Here is a 16,530-nt window from a genome sequence, read left to right as displayed (position 1 = left end):
GGACACTATGGCCAGACCTTCTTTTTTTCTTGATTTCAGTTTGCTGAGAAGCAATGCGCATTTCCGCGCGATTTTCTGCGCCCGCATGCTGTCGGTGTTTTCCCTCGGCATGTTGGCGGTGGGGGTGCCGATTCAGATCCAGGCGATGACCGGCTCCACGTTGCAGGTGGGCGTGGCGGTGGCGCTGGACGGGGTGGGCATGTTTATCGGCCTGATGCTGGGCGGCGTGCTCGCCGATCGCTACGATCGCCGTAAGCTGATCCTGTTTGCGCGCGGCACCTGCGGGCTGGGCTTTGTCGCCCTGAGTCTGAACGCCTTCGCCCCGGCGCCTTCGCTGTGGGCGCTCTACCTGCTGGCGGCCTGGGACGGCTTCTTCGGCGCGCTGGGCATGACGGCGCTGATGGCGGTGATCCCGCTGCTGGTCGGGCGCGAAAACCTGGCGGCGGCGGGGGCCTTGAGCATGGTGACGGTGCGCATCGGCGCGATCCTGGCGCCGGCGCTGGGCGGGATTATCATCGTGTTCGGCGGCGTGGGGCTGGCGTTCGCCGTGGCCGCCGCCGGGACGCTGGGCACCCTTGTCCCACTGGTGCGCCTGCCGACGCTGTTGCCGCAGCAGCAGGAGCCGGAACACCCGCTGCGCGCGCTCGCCAGCGGCTTCCAGTTTGTCTGGCGCAATAAGGTGGTGGGGTCGGTGGTGCTGCTGGGAATGCTGATGAGCATCGTCGGCGCCGTCCGGGTGCTGTTCCCGGCGCTGGCGCAGGACGCTTACCACGTCGGCGCGTCCTCAATTGGCCTGATGTATTCCGCGGTGCCGCTCGGCGCGATGCTGGGCGCGCTGACCAGCGGCTGGGTGGGGCGTTTCTCTCGGCCCGGCGTGCTGATCCTGGTTGCCGCCATCGTCGCGTTTACCGCTATCGCTTCGCTGGGGCTGTTCAGCCACCTGGCGCCGGCGCTGTTGGCGCTGGTGTGCTACGGCTACGCCAACGCCATCGCTTCGCTCCTGCAGTTCATGCTGATCCAGAGCAATACGCCGGATCATCTGCTGGGGCGGGTGAACAGCCTCGGCACCGCGCAGGACGTAACCGGCGATTCGATCGGCGCGCTGGGGCTCGGCGTACTGGGCAGGGTGTTTACCCCGTTGATGAGCGTGCTGTCGTTTGGCGCATTCGCCGCTGCGCTCGGCGTGCTGGTGGCCTTCAGCGTGCGCACGCTGCGCCAGTGCCGGCCGGCGGACGCGTTGGTCGAGCACGATGAGCCCGCGCCGGCAACCTCGGCGGCAGCGGACAACTAACCCCTCACGGCACCGGCTGTTCCGGCCGGTGCTGCTCCCCCCAGTTACACATCATGTCGATCACCGGGATCAGCGAACGCCCGCGTTCGGACAGGCTGTACTCCACCTTGGGCGGGATCTGCGGATACTCCTTTCTCACCACCAACCGATCTTTTTCCAGCTCTTTCAGCGTCGAACTCAGCGTTTTGTAGGAAATGGTGCCGATGCAGCGCTGCAGCTCGTTGAACCGCAATACCGGCTTATACAACGCCAGCCAGTAGAGAATAATCATTTTATATTTGCCGTTGATCACCGACAGCGTATAGCCATAGCCGGTGTCTTCAAGGCTGATGCCCGTTGGGCTGCAGTGGGATTCAGCGGTCATTGGGTGCTTTCTCCAGGGTAAGTATGTGTCGTGAGTGTGCGTATTTTACATTGTTCCAGCATAACCTATGATGCGCCGGTAGGCACTTGACTGGATAAATCGATATGAAAACCCTGGTGGTGGTGACCCATCCCGATATGGCGAACTCGGTGGTCAATAAACGCTGGCTGGAGGAGCTGCGGCGCTATCCGGAGCGGTATACCGTGCACGAACTGCATCAGGCCTACCCGGACTGGCAGATCGACGTCGCCCAAGAGCAGCGGCTGATCGAAGCCCATGACAACATCGTGCTGCAATTCCCGATTTTCTGGTTCAGCAGCCCGCCGCTGCTGAAAAAATGGCTGGACGACGTGCTGACCTACGGCTGGGCCTACGGTTCTCGCAGCGGCTACAAGATGCAAAACAAGAAGCTGGCGTTGGCGGTCACGGCGGGGGTGCGCGCAGAGGATTATGCGCGCGACGGGCGCTATCGCTACTCGCTGGAGGAAATCTTCCGGCCGTTTGAAGTCACTGCCGGTTACGTGCGGGCCGACTATGCCTCGTTCTTCGCCTTTTACGGCAGGGAGGCCGCTTCGGACGGCACGGTGGAACCGCTGCAATCCCACGAATTGGATCGCAGCGCACAGGGCTACCAGGCATTTTTCGCCGCCCTGAATTAACGGCACGCCCCGGATGCGCCAGGGCGTGCGCATCCGGCTACTTGCCGGCGGTGATTGTCAGCATCTATCGTGCGTGCTGTGTGAACGAGCGTGCAGGATGAAAACAGAGTGGGGGAATTACATGAACAGGAAGCGGTCGGCCAGCGGAACCCCGCGTTCGAGACGCGGTGGCAGCGCGTCGTCGCGATCGTCAGGCTGAGCAGCCTGCGGCGCGGCGTCTTCGGCTTTTTCGATCATCAGCTCGCCGAGCAGGGCCAGAAAACGAGTGATCTTTTGCATATTCCCTCCGGGGCAATGATTAACCTGAAGATGATAGTAATCGCCGCCTAACCGAATGGGAAAAACTTAAAACTCATATCCTAAGAACCGGATCGCATATCGCCTGACCGGGCGACGGTGGCCCATCGCCCGGTGAACCGCTTAGAAGGTGACGTTAACCTTGGCCCACAGGGTGCGGCCCGGTTCATTCACCGCGCTGTTGGCCGAGTACCCGAAGGCGCTGTTGCCCGCCAGGTTAAGGTGCTCGCTGTAGGTCTTGTTCAGGATGTTATCCAGACCGGCGCTCAGCTTGACGTTTTTATTCACCTTGTAGGCGGCGTTGGCGGAGAGCACGCCGAAGCCGGCGCTTTCGGCAAAGTCTTTGCCCACCACGTTGCCTTCGTTGATCGCCACGCGGTGTTGGCTGCTGACCAGACGCCACAGGCCGGCGCCGCTCCAGTCACCGTACTCATAGGTGAGCCCCAGGCGCGCCTCCAGCGGCGGGATCTGCGGCAGCGGGCGGCCGTCGCTGGTGTTTTTGCCCCAGGAGTAGGCCAGGCTGGCGTCGGTTTTCCAGTGCTCGCTCAGCTGATAACCCATGCCCATTTCGCCGCCCATGATGTTGGCGTTGACGTTATCGGCCTGGCTGAGGCGCGCGTTGTGCGGATCGTATTTGAACAGGATGAAATCATCGACGCGGCCTACATAAGCGGAGACCCAGCCGTTGAAGCGTTTGCCGTTGTACTGCGCGCCGATGTCGAGCTGCGTGGTTTTCTCGCTCTTGACGCTGGAGAACGGATCCTTGCTGCCGTTCGGGCCAAGCTTCGGCGAGAACAGCTCCCAGTAATCCGGGAAGCGCTCGGTATAACCGACGCCGGCATACAGCATCAGCGGCAGGTCGGCCAGCGTATGCTCCAGGCGCATAAAGCCGCTCGGCAGGGTGTCCGAACGTTCCCCAGCGCTGGCGCTGCGGAAATTCTCCACCAGGGTGCGGTCGAGGCGCGCGCCGCCGATCAGTTTATCCTGTTCGCTGGTGGACCAGGTCAGTTCACTGAAGGCGCCGTAGCTGTTGAACTGGGCGTCTTTTTCCCAACTGCCGCGGTTCATGCTGCGGTGGGTGTTGGTTTGGGTGTCCAGGCCGCTTTCAAGCTTCACGTCCTGCCACTGCCAGGTGCCCATCACGCGGCCGCCGACGGTGCGGCGATCGAGCTGCATCGTCATGCCGGAGGACATCATGTGCCCGCCGTGGCCGCCCATCCCCATGCTCATGCCGCCATGCCCCCCGTGCCCAGCCATGCCACCGCTGCCCGGCGAGCGCAGGGTGACGTTGTCCATCACGTGGTTGGCGTAGTTGTAGTAGACCTGCGCTTCCAGCTTATCCAGCACGTCGCCGATGTTGGATTTCTCAACCCGCATGCCCAGGCTTTCGCGTTTGAACTGCGAACCGTCCATGCTGCGGCCGGCATAGCGCGCTTCGCCGTTGCCGCGGCCCATAGTTACTTCCAGCAGCGTGTCGTTGTCCGGCGTCCAGCCGAGCGCCAGATCGCCGTTCCACTTGTCCCAACGCGATGGCACGCGCGTATTCGTGCCGTCCTGATAGTCGTTGGAACGGGATTTGTTGGCCATCACCCGCAGGTAGCCTTGTTCGGCGCCGAGGCTGGCGTCGATGTTCTCGTCCCAGCGGCCGTTGGAGCCGGTCAGCACGCTGGCGTTGCCCTTGATACCCGGCTTGTCGAAGCGCGGGCGTTCACGCTCGAAACGCACCGTGCCCGCCGACGATCCCGGCCCCCACAGCACCGTCTGCGGCCCCTTGGTAATGGTCAACAGATCGAAGCTTTCCGGCGAGATGTAAGAGGTCGGTGCATCCATCCGCGCTGGGCAGGCGCCCAGCATTTCCGAACCGTCGGTGAGGATCTTCAACCGAGAGCCGAACATGCCGCGGAACACCGGGTCGCCGTTGGTGCCGCCGTTGCGGATCTGCGAAAAGCCGGGGATGGTTTTCAGGTAGTCCGAACCGTCGCTGGCCGGCACCGGCTGGCGTGGGGTTTTCGGCGAGGTGACGATGGTCAGCGGGGAGTAGAGCGGCGCGGTGACGGTGATCACGTCGCCATCATTAACCTGTGCGCCGGCAGGGTGTTGATGCGCCTGCGCCGCGTGGCCGGCCAGCAGAAACAGCGGCATGGCGGTGGTAATGGCGCGGGTGACGGCGTTCTTTTTATAAGTCGGTTTAAACATCATCTTTCCTTAAGCTAACTTTTTCCGTACTTGGCCGAGGGATTATTCAGGCGTGGGGCGGCCTGGCGAAAATCACCATCGGAAAATACGGGGGTTAATTCCATCAACCTGGAAATAACCGGATTAATAATGTCGTCTCGATGATTAACCGTTGGGCGAATTAATTCCGCCGGGTTGAAACGATCAACGGCAATACAGAGAACGGCAATGGGCTTATTGTTAAATCAGAGGAAAGAGATGGGGGGGCGCGCGCGGCTGTAATTCGGTGTGAACAACGTGGGCAAACAGAGGGACGAGATAGTGGATCGGCGGCGGGCGCGAAGCCAGCGACTGGGACCAGAACAGCGGGCCGTGGCTCACGTCCAGCAGCGGCGCGTGCAACAACAGCACGCAGTAGCCGCAGGCGCTGTCGTCCATCATCATCGCCATGTTGTGGTGGCCGCCGCCGTGCTGCATCAGCGGCTGTGAGGCTTTCTCAGGCTCAGGCGGCGGCGAGTACATCCCGTGATGCATCGGCATATCCATGCCGCAATCCGCCATGACGGTCGCTCCAGCACTTCCGGCGCGCACATGCTCCAGGGATCGCGAGACCACCGGCGCAATGAACAACATCAGAATGGCAAACACCCCTAACCAGGCGGCGGCCCGATTTCGCGATGCAGAGCGCTGAATTAACGACACAATCAACCTAAAAAAAGGGTTAACACAGGGTAGGGAATTGTACTGGTTTATGTCGAAATGTTAAAACCTTTTATTTCTGGTCAACGGTCTGTTGATGAATATATTATCGGATAAGCGCTTTAAATCTGACCAAAGGCTATTTTTTTTGCGCCAATCACGTGACGGGGACAATATTAATGACGGAAAAACTGGCTAGCACCATTATCCCGCTTTATGACGAACATGCCGCCGCTTGGGAACGTCTCAGACCCACCACGCTGTTTGAGCGGCCGTGGCTCGATCGCTTTTTGCTGCTCACCCCGGCCAATGCGCGGCTGCTGGATCTCGGCTGCGGCAATGGCGCGCCGATCGCCGCCTATTGTTATTTAGCGCTGACGCGCCAAACGGTGTTGCCGACGTCATCCGCAATCAGCAGGGCGCCGGTCTTGTCGACAGCTAATCCTACCGGTGCGCCATAGAGTTCCTTCTCGTCGTCGGAAACAAAGCCGGTGACCACCGCTTTGAGTTTGCCGACCGGCTTGCCTTGCTCAAACGCCACGTAGCTGACCCGATAACCGTTCAGCGGCGAGCGATCCCAGCTGCCGTGTTCGCTGACGAAGGCGCCGCCGCGATACTCGGCCGGCAGAGCGTTCGCCGTGTAGAACAACAGCCCCAGCGGCGCGACGTGGGAGCTGAGGGCGTAGTCCGGCTTGATGGCTTTCGCCACCAGATCCGGCCGCGCCGGCTGCACCCGCCGATCGACGTGCTGGCCGAAATAGCTGTAAGGCCAGCCGTAGAAGCCGCCGTCCTGCACCGAGGTCAGGTAGTCCGGCACCAGATCGGCACCGATCTCGTCACGCTCGTTGACGATGGCCCATAGCTTGCCGCTGTGCGGTTCCCACTGCAGCCCGGTCGGATTGCGCAGGCCGCTGGCGAAGATGCGGCTGGCGCCGGAGGCGGTGTCCACTTCCAGCACGGCGGCGCGGCGGTACTCTACGGCCAGGCCGTTTTCGGTGATGTTGCTGTTTGAACCGACGCCGACATACAGCTTTTTACCGTCCGGGCTGGCCAGCAGGGCCTTGGTCCAATGATGGTTGATGGTGTCCGGCAGATCGGCCAGCTCTTTACCCGCATCGCTGATGCGCGTTTCGCCCGGCTGATAGGTGTACTGCATGATGTTGCCGGTGTTGGCCACATACAGGGTGTTGCCAATCAGCTGGACGCCGAACGGCGAATCGAGCCCTTCGAGGAAGACATGCTTTTCCCAGCTGCCATCGGCGGTTGGGCGCAGCAGGGTAATCCGGTTGCCCCCTTTGCCGCCTTTACCGGACTGGCCCTTCACCAAACCGGCGATCAGCTGCTTGGGCGTGCTCACCGCTTCGGTGCCCGGCCCGTTGGCTTCCACCACCAAAACATCGCCGTTGGGCAGGGTAAGCAGCTGGCGCGGGTGCAGCAAACCGTCCGCCACCTTATCGATTTTCAAGCCTTCAGCCACTTTCGGCATCTGATTTTGCTGCCAGCCGACGCCCTTTGGCACCTGCATCGGCGGCATCAGGAAGTCTTGCGCCGCCGGCAACGTCGGATCCGGCCCCATTTGTTGTTCCGGTGAAATGACGGCGCTGTTATCGCAGCCGGCCAGCGCCAACACGGCCGAAAGCGCAATCGCGATCGATGATAGCTTCATGAAAACCTCCTTATTATTTTGCGCGGGCGCCCACGGCCAGCAGAATGTTGGCGAGGCTCAGCAGCGCGACCACGATCGCAGACAGCACCAGACCTTGCGGCACCACGGCATACGCATCCCGGCTATGCACGAAAGCGTTGATGATGGCGAGAACGATGGCCAGCAAGTTCAGCCAGAAATGGAGCTTGACCGATGGCCCCTGCAGCCGGCCGCTGCCGAACCACACCTGCACCAGGTTAATCAGACGGGGAATAATGGCAAAAATCAGGCCGATGGCGATCAGCCAGCTGGCACCGTTGACCCACTGAATATTCGCCGTGCAGGCATAGATAATGTCGAAAATCAGCGCAGCGGTGAAAAATCCGTAGGGTATCGGATTGAGCCATTCATAGACGGCCACCGCGACCGCTGAAGGCCTTGCTGTCGTTTGCGTGGTCATGCAGGTATCTCCATGAAAAATGATAGGTAAAAAAGGGCGTTGGCCCCTTAAAGCTTTGTTCAGATTCACCGATTTGAACAATTTTGATTCTCATTTTTAGCATGCGATGTTAAAACCGAAACCCTCACTGCGGCATTATCAATGGCTTACAACATCGGGAGGATGGGCATGAGTATAGAGCGCGTTCAGCGATTTCTGGCCGAGCACGCGCCGGAAACGGCGGTGACGGTGCTGGCAAAGAATACCGCTACGGTGGCGCTGGCGGCGGAAGCCTTTGGCGTGGAGAGCGGGCAGATCGCCAAGACGCTGTCGTTTCGCGTGAACGACGGCGTAGTGCTGTTGGTGATGGCGGGAACCGCCAGAATCGATAACAAGAAGTACAAACAATTCTTCGGCGTAAAGGCGCGCATGCTGCCGGCGGAGGAGGTGGAGTCGCTGACCGGCTATCCACCGGGCGGCGTTTGCCCCTTTGCCGCACCGGCAGCGGTAAGAATTTACTGCGATCGCAGCCTGTGCCGCTACGGTGAAGTGCTTCCGGCAGGCGGCAGCGATAACTCAGGCGTGAGAATTGCGCCACAACGCCTGGCCAGCATCACCGGAGCAGAGTGGATTGACGTGACGGGGTAACTTTAAGTGACCACGTCACAATTGCGTTATGTTAAATAGCGTGCATCATCTCGTGATTAATATGCTGTTTTAGCTGGAAAAATTACTAGCTCATCGGGTTATGGCACACCGCTTCGATATTGTGGCCATCCGGGCCGATCACAAATGCCGCATAGTAGTGGGCATGGTAATTGGGCCGCAAACCGGGTGCGCCATTGTCTTTGCCGCCGGCATTTAGCGCGGCGTGGTAGAACGCATCGACCTGTTCACGGCTGCTTGCGGCAAATGCCAGGTGCAGATGCGCCGGTTTTTCATCGGTTTGAAACAGGCACAATGACACGTTACCCCGATCGTGACAAAGTTCGACGCCATAGCCGGGTTCGCCTTCGGCAACGATCTTTACGCCCAGCGGCGCGAGTGCATTGAGGAAAAACGCTTTACTAAGGGCAAAGTCGCTGACGCCAAATTTCACATGGTCAAACATGGGGAGGCTCCTGGGATGTGTCCCCATTCAGTATAGCCAACGCCGTGGTGGGCGCCGAAAACGATGAAAACGGACGCCAATGCGCATCTAGCGTACAAATAGTGCCCGTTTAAATGACGCGATTTGGAGAAATCTGCAGTATCGTAGCAGCCACGGTTTGCCAGATTTTACGTAGCGCGATCAAAAAGCAGGGGGTTTTTTACTCCTTATCGGCGGAGATGCGCCATTGAAATCATGTCCGGTCATCATTATTGGAGCGGAAAATGACAGAGCGCATCATCACGGTCGAGCCTTATGATCCGCGTTATAAAGATGCAGCGCTGAAACTACGCGAGATATTGGCTGGCGTATTAACGGCAATTCATCATATCGGCAGTACAGCAGTGCCAAACCAACGATTGATATCTTGCTGAAGATTGAAAGCCTGGCGGCGTTGGATGGTGTGAATGACAAGATGCATGACATGAGACCTACGCCGCGTGGCAAGAACGGCATTACCGGCAGGCGTTGCTGCAGCAAGTGAACAGGCGATCAGACAGTTGGCGTTCAGAGATTATCTGCGCAGCATCATGGTATTGCTGAGCAACCCAAACACCAGGCAGCAGAAGACCGCCGGGCTTATGGCCGGTTGAAAAACGAATTAGTTCAGCTTAGTTCAGCGGCATGAGCAGCCGGCGCTGGCATGATTGGCCGCAGGAGAAAGCCCATAATCAGGCCTGGACGGCAGAATCCACATATCATTACCTAGGTGCGCATAATGTATATTATGTTAAATTGACTACAAAGATCCTTTACTTCAGCATTCATATCCACACATAGATAAATCAATTCCCGACTTCCCTCTCGTTTCTTTCGTTAGGTGCAGTTTCATTTGATTTGCACAAGAAAGCAGCCAGATAACTTACAAAATTTAGTAACAGGTTGTTTATGCCATCTCAGGATCATTCCAGGAAACACGTTTTGGAGCGGGAAAGTCAACATGACGCCCTAACCTGCCCCCCGATCACTAAATCAGCTAACACCTAAATAAGCGGTGCGAAGCATCCACTGCCTTTTCTTGTTATGCTTTTTCTGAGTCCGGCCGCTTGAGCACTGAACTCATGTGTTCATATGATTGTGCAATGAGCGTTGTAGTATTAACCAGAACATCGCGTCCTGTATCTTCACCTAATCTACGAACCCCAATTCTGAGTCGGTATTCTTCTCCATCATCGGATCCTGCCACTATGACTTTTTCTACTTTTTCTCTTTCGGTCACTAACAGTGGACGAAAGTCTGGTCTGGCCTGAAAATACTCATTGATCACACGAACAATATAAGCTCGTGCATGCTCTTCGCCAATTGATTCTTTTCTGGCTTCATATTTTTCTGTTGCTACTGGTGAACACAATACTTCGATATTTGTGAGGCATGTGTATGGTTGATTCTGTGCTTGCTCTACAAAGTTAAGAATTATTGCGAACAGACCATTTACGTCACCCCAGTCGATTGACCAATCAACGTGATACTCCGGCTCTTTTGCTCTAGCGAGAAAAGGACTAGTTACTTTTGCTATCCCCTCGACAACAGTTCTTAAACCATCATCAAAGTTAGTTCGAAAATCAGCGTATAATTTACCTCTGGCAAAAAGAGGGATATCACAGTCTTCCAGTAACACAGGCATTACAACAACTCGTTTTTCTTCAAGCTCACGTAGAACCCCTGAGGAAAGTTCCCTTTTACACCACGCGGAAGCAATGGATGCTTTTGACAGAATGACTAGAAGTGCGCTTGCTCCATCTACAGCATCCTGCACTTTGTCGATAATCGAGTCACCAATACTTAACTCCCATCGATCAAGCCATACATTTACATTTCTATGGACCAACTGAATTGCAAGCTTATCCACGAAGTCCTTATTATCATGTGAGTAACTTATAAATATTGGCATTAGTAGAACTCTTCTCTATTTAGATGTGACTAGGTTTTGTGGTGCATCTAAATGTTACAGAAACTCATAAATTACTCAAGTAGACAATCAGATGCCCCTAAATATTCATGTGCTTGGTTACGCGATCTAGCGCCGCAACAGTTTGACATTTGTCATAACGCAGACCTGAGCGGCCAATCTCTTCAAAGTCTTCATGCAGCAATGCCGCGACACGCTTCGGATCGCAGCGCGTTGTTGGCTGGTGCAGTTCAACCTCAAGCGCCTGGATGTGGCTAAGCCACTCTGCAAAATGGGTCAAAATGCCCTCCTTTTTGATCGCGCTACGTGAAATCTGGCAAACTTCGGCAGTCTATCTACATCAGAATGACACTCGTGAAACCTGACTATTCCCAGGATTCCTTCTCTCATCAAGCCTCAATAGTGACATCGTCACATAAAAAGGAAGCCTTACGCCTGTTTCCCAGCCAAATGCGACCGCCGAACCCGCAATTCCCCGTGCCGCCAGGCGCCGTCTGCCGTGGCGCGATTGTCGATCAGGCGATTCAAGGCCTCTTCGACCAGCCGGTCGATGCGTTGGCTGTAACTGGTCAGCGCCCAGTTGGCTGAGCCGGCCTCGTCGATATCGTCGAAACCTACCACGGCCATTGCAGACGACGGCGCCGTTTGTCTGAGCGCTTCGAGCGCCCCCAGCGCCAACACGTCGTTCTCGCAGAACAGCGCCTCAACCCGCTCGCTTTCCGGCGTTGCCTGCAGGTATTCGCTCATCAGCTGGAAACCGCGTTGGCGATCGTAATGGCCGGCGGTGAGCACCCGATCCAACTGAAAGCCGGCGGCCATCAGTTTGTCGCGGTAACCTTCCATGCGCAGCAAATGGCTGCTTTGCGTGTCCGGCCCCTTCATGTAACCAAAGCGCCGATGCCCTTGCTCTATCAGCAGCGCGGCGATCTCTTCGCCGGCGCGGTAGCCGTCGATATTGACCACATCAATGTGTTCGCTTTCCGTATTGCGGCATACCTGCACCAGCGGTATCTGATGCAGATCTTGTGCGATCGCCGCCCACTCTTGGGTTAACACCGTCGCCAGGAACAAAATGCCGTCGACCTGCAGCTGATCGGCCATCGCCATCACCGCCCGGTAGTTTTCCCCGGCGGTGATGTTCAGCAACAGCGCCATATAACCGCGGGTTTGCAGCTGTTTGGTCACCATATCGAGCATCATCATTGAATGCGGGTTCTTCATCTCGTCGATGGCCACGCCAATGATGTGCGTGCGTTTTTGCGACAGGCTGCGCGCCAGCAGATTTGGCCGATAGCCCAGCTCGGCCGCCGCCGCCAGCACGCTTTCACGCGCGCTGTCCGAGATCGAAGCGCCGGGCGTAAAGGCGCGCGATACCGTCCATTTAGAGACGCCGGCCTTTTCGGCGACGTCGCTGGCGGTGGCTTTGTGGTGTTTCATCATGGTTGCGTCGATCCCTGCTTCGGTGAAGTCAAACTATACCCTGCCCGCTCAGATCCCCTAAGCGCCCGCCGGCATTCCTGCTGCAATTATGTCCCGTTTTTGCACCCGATTGCAAATCGTTATGCAACCGGGTGCAAAACGTAAACAGTTTGTGATCGCCAGCGCTGTTTTCACCTTTCCCCTGTTGACCAAATTTTATTCATGGCCGACATTCACGGTGGCATTCAGAGACGCATCGCCGTTTTGCCTCCTGCTTTGCACCCGGTTGCAAATACACTGTTTTTACACAACGCCTCTCTTCTCAACAGGAAACCGTAATGAAAAAAACCAGACTGTTGTTGATGTTAGCCTGCTCGCTGTTTGTGGTGACCGCCCAGGCCAAGACCTACCAGGTCGGCGTGGCGCTGGCCAACTTCGATCTCAACTTCGTCTCTATCCTGCGCAGCCAAATGGCGCGGGAACTGGCTGCGCAGCAGCTGCAAGGCCAGTTCGTCGATGCCAAAGGTGATGTCGCCCTGCAGGTGCAACAGGTGGACGATCTGATTAATCAGGGCGTGGACGCCATTATCCTCAACCCGGTTGATACGCAAGGCGTCCAGCCGATGATAGCGGCCGCCAAACGCGCCGCGATCCCCCTGATCTTCGTCAACCGCAAACCCGAAGTGCCGCTGAGCGGCGCGACGGCCTACGTCGGCTCCGATTCGGCGCTCAGCGGCCGCCTGCAGATGGAGGCTCTGGCGAAAAAAATGAATTACCGCGGCAACGTGGCGATCCTGATGGGCGCCCTCTCCAACGAAGAAACCCGCGAACGCACCCGCGCGGTTGAAGCGGTGATCGCCAAACACAAGGACCTGAAAGTGGTAGAGAAACAGACCGCAAAATGGCAGCGCAATGAAGCGGTCGATGTGGTTTCCGGCTGGTTGCTGAACGGCGTAGCGATCGATGCGATCGCCGCCAACAACGATGAGATGGCTATCGGTGCAATCATGGCGCTGAAGCAGGCCAAAAAGAATGGCGTGCTGGTTGCCGGTATCGACGGCACGCCCGACGGCCTGCAATTTATCAAAACCGGCGACCTGGCGGTGACCATTTTCCAGGATGCCAAAGCCCAGGCGATCGGCGCGGTGCAAGTGACTCGCGCCCTGTTGGATCACGCCAAAACCGAGCCTTACAACTGGGTGCCTTACGCCACCGTAACGCGAGAAAACTACCCGCAATTTGCGCAGATGAATCAGAAATAAACCGTTGCCACTCTCTTTTTCAACCTATTTTGCACCCGAGTGCAAAGCCACAATATCAGGAGTCAGCATGTTAAATGGTGAAAGAAGCATCCCTCGCCCACTGCGTTGGGCGATGATCGGCGGCGGCCGCCTCAGCCAGGTGGGCTACAAGCACCGTTCCGGCGCACTGCGCGACAACACCGCCTATCGGCTGGTTGCCGGCGCCTTTGATATCGACGCGGCGCGCGGACGCGAGTTTGGCGTCAACCTCGGCGTGCCCGCCGAACGCTGCTATGACAGCTATCAACAGCTGCTGGAGCAAGAAGCCAACCGCGAAGATGGCGTTGAGGTGGTGACCATCGCCACCCCTAACGGCACCCACTATGAAATTACGCGCGCCGCGCTGAATGCCGGCCTGCATGTCATCTGCGAAAAGCCGCTGTTCTTCACCACGGCGGAGGCGAGAAAAATCAAGGCGTTGGCGGCGGAGAAAGGCCTGGTCGTCGGCGTAACCTACGGCTTCTCCGGCCATCCGCTGCTGATGCAGATGCGCGCCATGATCGCGAACGGCGACATCGGCGAAATACGCATGGTCGAATTGCAGTACACCCACGGCTTCAATGCCAACGAAAGCGCAGACAAGTTCGAGGCGCAAAAGTGGCGCGTCGATCCGAAAATCGCCGGCCCCTCTTTTGTGCTGGGCGACATCTCCACCCACACCTTCTACATCTCGCAGCTGGTGATGCCCGACATGAAGATTGCCTCCCTGCTGTGCGATCGCCAGAGCTTTATTCCTTCCCGCGCCCCGCTGGAAGACAACGCCATGGTGCTGATGCACTACGAAAACGGCGCCGTCGGCCGCATGTGGGCCTCCGCCGTCAACGCCGGCGCGATGGACAGCCAAAGCATCCGCGTGGTGGGTTCGCTCGCCAGCCTGCAGTGGAGCGACGCTGCGCCCGGCGAATTGCGCTATGAGATCCAGGGGCGGCCCAACCAGATCCTGCACCACGGCATGCCCTATCTGGACGACAGCGCCCTGGCCGAAGAGCGGCTCGGCGCGCTGCACACCGAAGGCCTGGCCGAATCCTGGGCCAATATTTACCTCAAGTTCGCCATCGCCATCAGCGCCAGCCAGCGCGGCGATCGGCAGACGCTGGCCACGCTAATCTACCCGGATATTGACGCCGGGCTGGAAGGCGTGCGCTGGATTGAAAACTGCGTTCGTTCCGCCGACAACGGCGCCACCTGGGTTAATTACCAATAAGGAAAGCACCATGAAACTTTCATTCTGTACCGATAGCCTGGGCCATTTACCCTTCGAGCAGATGCTGGACCGGCTGCTGGAGCTGGGGGTGCGCGGCGTGGAAATGACCACCGGCGGCTGGTCTCCGGCGCCCCATCTGGATGCCGACGATCTGCTGGCCAACCCCGCCAAACGCCGGCAGCTGCTGCAGGCGCTGGCCAGCCGCGGCATGGAGATCGCCGCGCTCAACGTCTCCGGCAATCCGCTCGATCCCGGCGAGCTGGGGCAATGCCATCAGCGCCAAACCGACAATACGCTGGAGCTGGCCGGGCTGCTGGGAGTGAAAAAGATCGTCATGATGAGCGGCCTGCCGCCGGCCAGCCCGCATGACACCATTCCCAACTGGATCACCTATACCGTCAGCTGGCCGCCGACGGTGAAAAACTGCCTGGACTATCAATGGAATGACGTGGCGATCCCCTATTGGCAGGCGCTGGTCGCCCGAGCCAAAGCGTGCGGCGTCGAGCGCTTTGCGCTGGAAAACTTCAGCGCCATGCTGGTGTGGAACCCGGAAACGCTGTTCCGGCTGCGCGAGGCCGTTGGCCCGATGGTGGGCCTGAACCTCGATCCCAGTCACTTGCTCTGGATGGGGGCAGATCCCATCGCGGTGGCTCGCGCCCTTGGCCCCGCCATTCATCATGTGCATGGCAAAGACGTGCGCCTTGAGCGCGGCGTCGTCGAGGTTAACGGGCTGCTGGAGACCAAACCGATCGATGACGTGGCCGGCCGCGCCTGGAACTATGTCGCCGTCGGCTGCGGGCGGGATCTGCAGTGGTGGAAGGAATTCTTCTCGGTGGTGCGCATGATGGGCTACAACGACTGGGTGTCGCTGGAAATGGAAGACCTGACCATGTCGGTCGATGCCGGCATCGTTTCTTCCGTTCAGGCGCTGCAGCAATCGATTAGCCAATAACACCCTGCGCGGCGGCCATGGCCGCTGCGCCTCTTTCTCACCACAAACACGGGGATTAACCATCCCCGTGTCCTTGGTTCGATTAGATGTTTTAGCTATTGTGACCGTCTCTTGCGTGCCAGATATGGTCATAGGATGATTCCAGAATAACGCTTATGCTGTCCATTTTCGCCGGCCACTTCAGACTGGCTGGCAAAGCCGGTTCAGAACGGCCCATCTGCGGAAATATATTCTCAGGCAGTTCGGCAATCGGCCGGTACATTCCCACCACCTCACCAATAATTACCAGGGCTGGTGATTCGACCTGCTCCTCTGCAACGATCTTTCCTAATGCATCCAGAGTGCCCACCAGCACGCGCTGCTGAGGCTGAGTGCCGCGTTCAATCACCGCCACGGGCGTTGAGCCGGGTAAGCCATGGGCAATCAAGCGCTGGCTGATAACAGAGCTGTTGGCAATCCCCATATAGAAGACCAGCGTCTGGCGCGCGGCGGCCAGTACGGACCAGTCAACGTCCGGTTCCCCTTCCGAGCCATGTCCGGTGACAAACCTGACGGACTGTGCCAGGTTTCGGTGCGTCAGCGGGATCCCGCTGGCTGCGGCACAGCCCATTGCCGCCGTGATACCGGGCACAACATTGCACACAATCCCCTTCTGCTGGCAGCAGGCCATTTCTTCCCCACCCCGGCCAAAGATGAACGGGTCGCCGCCCTTCAGGCGCACTACACGGTGCCCCGCCAGCGCCAGATCAACCAGCAACATATTGATTTCATGCTGTTCAAGGCGATGATTGCGCGGGGATTTGCCGACATCGATCCGCAGTGCAGTGTCCGGCGTCAGCGCCAGCACCGCATCGGACACCAGCCGGTCAAAGACCACGACATCGGCCTGCCGGATAACGCGCAGCGCTTTCAGGGTCAGCAGTTCAGTATCACCCGGCCCTGCGCCCACCAGCCAGACGTCACCCCGGCGCACCGGGCTGCGTTGGTCTGCCAGGGCCATAATCTGCGCTATCGGCAACATGTTGC

17 protein-coding genes and 2 pseudogenes are annotated in these 16,530 nt (G+C 58.2%); 8 read left to right on the top strand and 11 right to left on the bottom strand.

The features are described 5' to 3' along the window. Positions 1-7: 7 nt before the first annotated feature. Entirely contained in the window at positions 8-1,291 is a 1,284-nt protein-coding gene (gene entS, locus ACK3CV_RS12880) for an enterobactin transporter EntS (RefSeq protein ID WP_033634566.1), read from the top strand. A gap of 4 nt (positions 1,292-1,295) precedes the next feature. Here the strand turns inward: entS and ACK3CV_RS12875 are convergent, their stop codons facing one another. Continuing rightward, positions 1,296-1,655, bottom strand: a complete 360-nt coding sequence (locus ACK3CV_RS12875) for a winged helix-turn-helix transcriptional regulator (protein WP_025302868.1) — start codon at positions 1,653-1,655, stop codon at positions 1,296-1,298. A 104-nt stretch (positions 1,656-1,759) separates the two neighbouring features. Between ACK3CV_RS12875 and ACK3CV_RS12870 the strand changes: the two genes are divergently transcribed. Continuing rightward, the gene (locus ACK3CV_RS12870; protein WP_164141025.1) at positions 1,760-2,314 is read left to right on the top strand and encodes an NAD(P)H-dependent oxidoreductase; all 555 of its coding nucleotides are present in this window, start codon (positions 1,760-1,762) and stop codon (positions 2,312-2,314) included. Between the two features lie 117 nt (positions 2,315-2,431). Here ACK3CV_RS12870 and ACK3CV_RS12865 read toward each other — a convergent pair whose 3' ends face one another. From ACK3CV_RS12865 to ACK3CV_RS12855, 3 genes are all read right to left on the bottom strand, one after another. Continuing rightward, a complete protein-coding gene (locus ACK3CV_RS12865; RefSeq protein ID WP_016927696.1) occupies positions 2,432-2,593 on the bottom strand; it encodes a hypothetical protein in 162 nt (53 codons plus the stop codon). A gap of 141 nt (positions 2,594-2,734) precedes the next feature. Next, positions 2,735-4,753 (bottom strand): TonB-dependent copper receptor, encoded by a 2,019-nt coding sequence (locus tag ACK3CV_RS12860; RefSeq protein ID WP_341533677.1) that lies wholly within the window; start codon positions 4,751-4,753, stop codon positions 2,735-2,737. Positions 4,754-5,026: 273 nt separating this feature from the next. Further along, positions 5,027-5,434 carry a DUF2946 domain-containing protein gene (locus ACK3CV_RS12855; protein WP_275430298.1) on the bottom strand — a complete coding sequence of 136 codons (408 nt, stop codon included), beginning with the start codon at positions 5,432-5,434 and terminating at the stop codon, positions 5,027-5,029. 230 nt (positions 5,435-5,664) lie between these two features. Here ACK3CV_RS12855 and ACK3CV_RS12850 point away from each other — a divergent pair. Further along, positions 5,665-5,847, top strand: a pseudogene (locus ACK3CV_RS12850) (SAM-dependent methyltransferase); the annotation flags it as partial. 2 nt (positions 5,848-5,849) lie between these two features. Here the strand turns inward: ACK3CV_RS12850 and ACK3CV_RS12845 are convergent. Continuing rightward, the gene (locus tag ACK3CV_RS12845) at positions 5,850-7,151 is read right to left on the bottom strand and encodes a PQQ-dependent sugar dehydrogenase (RefSeq protein WP_164141030.1); all 1,302 of its coding nucleotides are present in this window, start codon (positions 7,149-7,151) and stop codon (positions 5,850-5,852) included. Positions 7,152-7,164: 13 nt separating this feature from the next. Beyond that, positions 7,165-7,590, bottom strand: coding sequence for a DUF2231 domain-containing protein (locus ACK3CV_RS12840; protein ID WP_033648337.1), 426 nt, complete (start codon positions 7,588-7,590; stop codon positions 7,165-7,167). 168 nt (positions 7,591-7,758) lie between these two features. Here ACK3CV_RS12840 and ACK3CV_RS12835 point away from each other — a divergent pair, with 168 nt between their 5' ends. Further along, on the top strand, positions 7,759-8,217 hold the full coding sequence (locus ACK3CV_RS12835) for a YbaK/EbsC family protein (RefSeq protein WP_033648336.1): 459 nt from the start codon (positions 7,759-7,761) through the stop codon (positions 8,215-8,217). 85 nt (positions 8,218-8,302) lie between these two features. On the opposite strand, the gene ACK3CV_RS12830 is transcribed toward ACK3CV_RS12835, so the two are convergent. Continuing rightward, on the bottom strand, positions 8,303-8,680 hold the full coding sequence (locus tag ACK3CV_RS12830; RefSeq protein ID WP_033648335.1) for a VOC family protein: 378 nt from the start codon (positions 8,678-8,680) through the stop codon (positions 8,303-8,305). A 263-nt stretch (positions 8,681-8,943) separates the two neighbouring features. Here ACK3CV_RS12830 and ACK3CV_RS12825 point away from each other — a divergent pair, with 263 nt between their 5' ends. Then, positions 8,944-9,093, top strand: coding sequence for a GrpB family protein (locus ACK3CV_RS12825; RefSeq protein ID WP_080281293.1), 150 nt, complete (start codon positions 8,944-8,946; stop codon positions 9,091-9,093). Between the two features lie 647 nt (positions 9,094-9,740). Here ACK3CV_RS12825 and ACK3CV_RS12820 read toward each other — a convergent pair. From ACK3CV_RS12820 to ACK3CV_RS12810, 3 genes and pseudogenes are all read right to left on the bottom strand, one after another. Then, entirely contained in the window at positions 9,741-10,610 is an 870-nt protein-coding gene (locus ACK3CV_RS12820) for a toll/interleukin-1 receptor domain-containing protein (RefSeq protein ID WP_275430299.1), read from the bottom strand. Positions 10,611-10,725: 115 nt separating this feature from the next. Then, positions 10,726-10,908, bottom strand: a pseudogene (locus ACK3CV_RS12815) (DUF4440 domain-containing protein); the annotation flags it as partial. Between the two features lie 149 nt (positions 10,909-11,057). After that, on the bottom strand, positions 11,058-12,068 hold the full coding sequence (locus tag ACK3CV_RS12810; RefSeq protein WP_164141034.1) for a LacI family DNA-binding transcriptional regulator: 1,011 nt from the start codon (positions 12,066-12,068) through the stop codon (positions 11,058-11,060). A gap of 317 nt (positions 12,069-12,385) precedes the next feature. On the opposite strand from ACK3CV_RS12810, the gene ACK3CV_RS12805 reads away from it, so the two are divergent. From ACK3CV_RS12805 to ACK3CV_RS12795, 3 genes are all read left to right on the top strand, one after another. Then, a complete protein-coding gene (locus ACK3CV_RS12805; protein ID WP_047567458.1) occupies positions 12,386-13,309 on the top strand; it encodes a substrate-binding domain-containing protein in 924 nt (307 codons plus the stop codon). A 67-nt stretch (positions 13,310-13,376) separates the two neighbouring features. Continuing rightward, on the top strand, positions 13,377-14,552 hold the full coding sequence (locus ACK3CV_RS12800) for a Gfo/Idh/MocA family protein (protein ID WP_164141036.1): 1,176 nt from the start codon (positions 13,377-13,379) through the stop codon (positions 14,550-14,552). A gap of 10 nt (positions 14,553-14,562) precedes the next feature. Further along, a complete protein-coding gene (locus ACK3CV_RS12795; RefSeq protein ID WP_164141038.1) occupies positions 14,563-15,504 on the top strand; it encodes a sugar phosphate isomerase/epimerase family protein in 942 nt (313 codons plus the stop codon). 91 nt (positions 15,505-15,595) lie between these two features. Here ACK3CV_RS12795 and cobA read toward each other — a convergent pair whose 3' ends face one another. After that, the gene (gene cobA, locus ACK3CV_RS12790) at positions 15,596-16,525 is read right to left on the bottom strand and encodes a uroporphyrinogen-III C-methyltransferase (RefSeq protein WP_164141128.1); all 930 of its coding nucleotides are present in this window, start codon (positions 16,523-16,525) and stop codon (positions 15,596-15,598) included. Between the last annotated feature and the right edge of the window lie 5 nt (positions 16,526-16,530).

This window comes from Serratia sp. TSO36 (assembly GCF_057808395.1).
This window is presented reverse-complemented; position numbering and strand designations above follow the sequence as displayed.

Coding starts and splice junctions, on each gene's coding strand:
- entS (WP_033634566.1), top strand. CDS start 8: ATGGCCAGACCTTCTTTTTTTCTTGATTTCAGTTTGCTGAGAAGCAAT.
- ACK3CV_RS12875 (WP_025302868.1), bottom strand. CDS start 1,655: ATGACCGCTGAATCCCACTGCAGCCCAACGGGCATCAGCCTTGAAGAC.
- ACK3CV_RS12870 (WP_164141025.1), top strand. CDS start 1,760: ATGAAAACCCTGGTGGTGGTGACCCATCCCGATATGGCGAACTCGGTG.
- ACK3CV_RS12865 (WP_016927696.1), bottom strand. CDS start 2,593: ATGCAAAAGATCACTCGTTTTCTGGCCCTGCTCGGCGAGCTGATGATC.
- ACK3CV_RS12860 (WP_341533677.1), bottom strand. CDS start 4,753: ATGCCGCTGTTTCTGCTGGCCGGCCACGCGGCGCAGGCGCATCAACAC.
- ACK3CV_RS12845 (WP_164141030.1), bottom strand. CDS start 7,151: ATGAAGCTATCATCGATCGCGATTGCGCTTTCGGCCGTGTTGGCGCTG.
- ACK3CV_RS12840 (WP_033648337.1), bottom strand. CDS start 7,590: ATGACCACGCAAACGACAGCAAGGCCTTCAGCGGTCGCGGTGGCCGTC.
- ACK3CV_RS12835 (WP_033648336.1), top strand. CDS start 7,759: ATGAGTATAGAGCGCGTTCAGCGATTTCTGGCCGAGCACGCGCCGGAA.
- ACK3CV_RS12830 (WP_033648335.1), bottom strand. CDS start 8,680: ATGTTTGACCATGTGAAATTTGGCGTCAGCGACTTTGCCCTTAGTAAA.
- ACK3CV_RS12825 (WP_080281293.1), top strand. CDS start 8,944: ATGACAGAGCGCATCATCACGGTCGAGCCTTATGATCCGCGTTATAAA.
- ACK3CV_RS12820 (WP_275430299.1), bottom strand. CDS start 10,610: ATGCCAATATTTATAAGTTACTCACATGATAATAAGGACTTCGTGGAT.
- ACK3CV_RS12810 (WP_164141034.1), bottom strand. CDS start 12,068: ATGATGAAACACCACAAAGCCACCGCCAGCGACGTCGCCGAAAAGGCC.
- ACK3CV_RS12805 (WP_047567458.1), top strand. CDS start 12,386: ATGAAAAAAACCAGACTGTTGTTGATGTTAGCCTGCTCGCTGTTTGTG.
- ACK3CV_RS12800 (WP_164141036.1), top strand. CDS start 13,377: ATGTTAAATGGTGAAAGAAGCATCCCTCGCCCACTGCGTTGGGCGATG.
- ACK3CV_RS12795 (WP_164141038.1), top strand. CDS start 14,563: ATGAAACTTTCATTCTGTACCGATAGCCTGGGCCATTTACCCTTCGAG.
- cobA (WP_164141128.1), bottom strand. CDS start 16,525: ATGTTGCCGATAGCGCAGATTATGGCCCTGGCAGACCAACGCAGCCCG.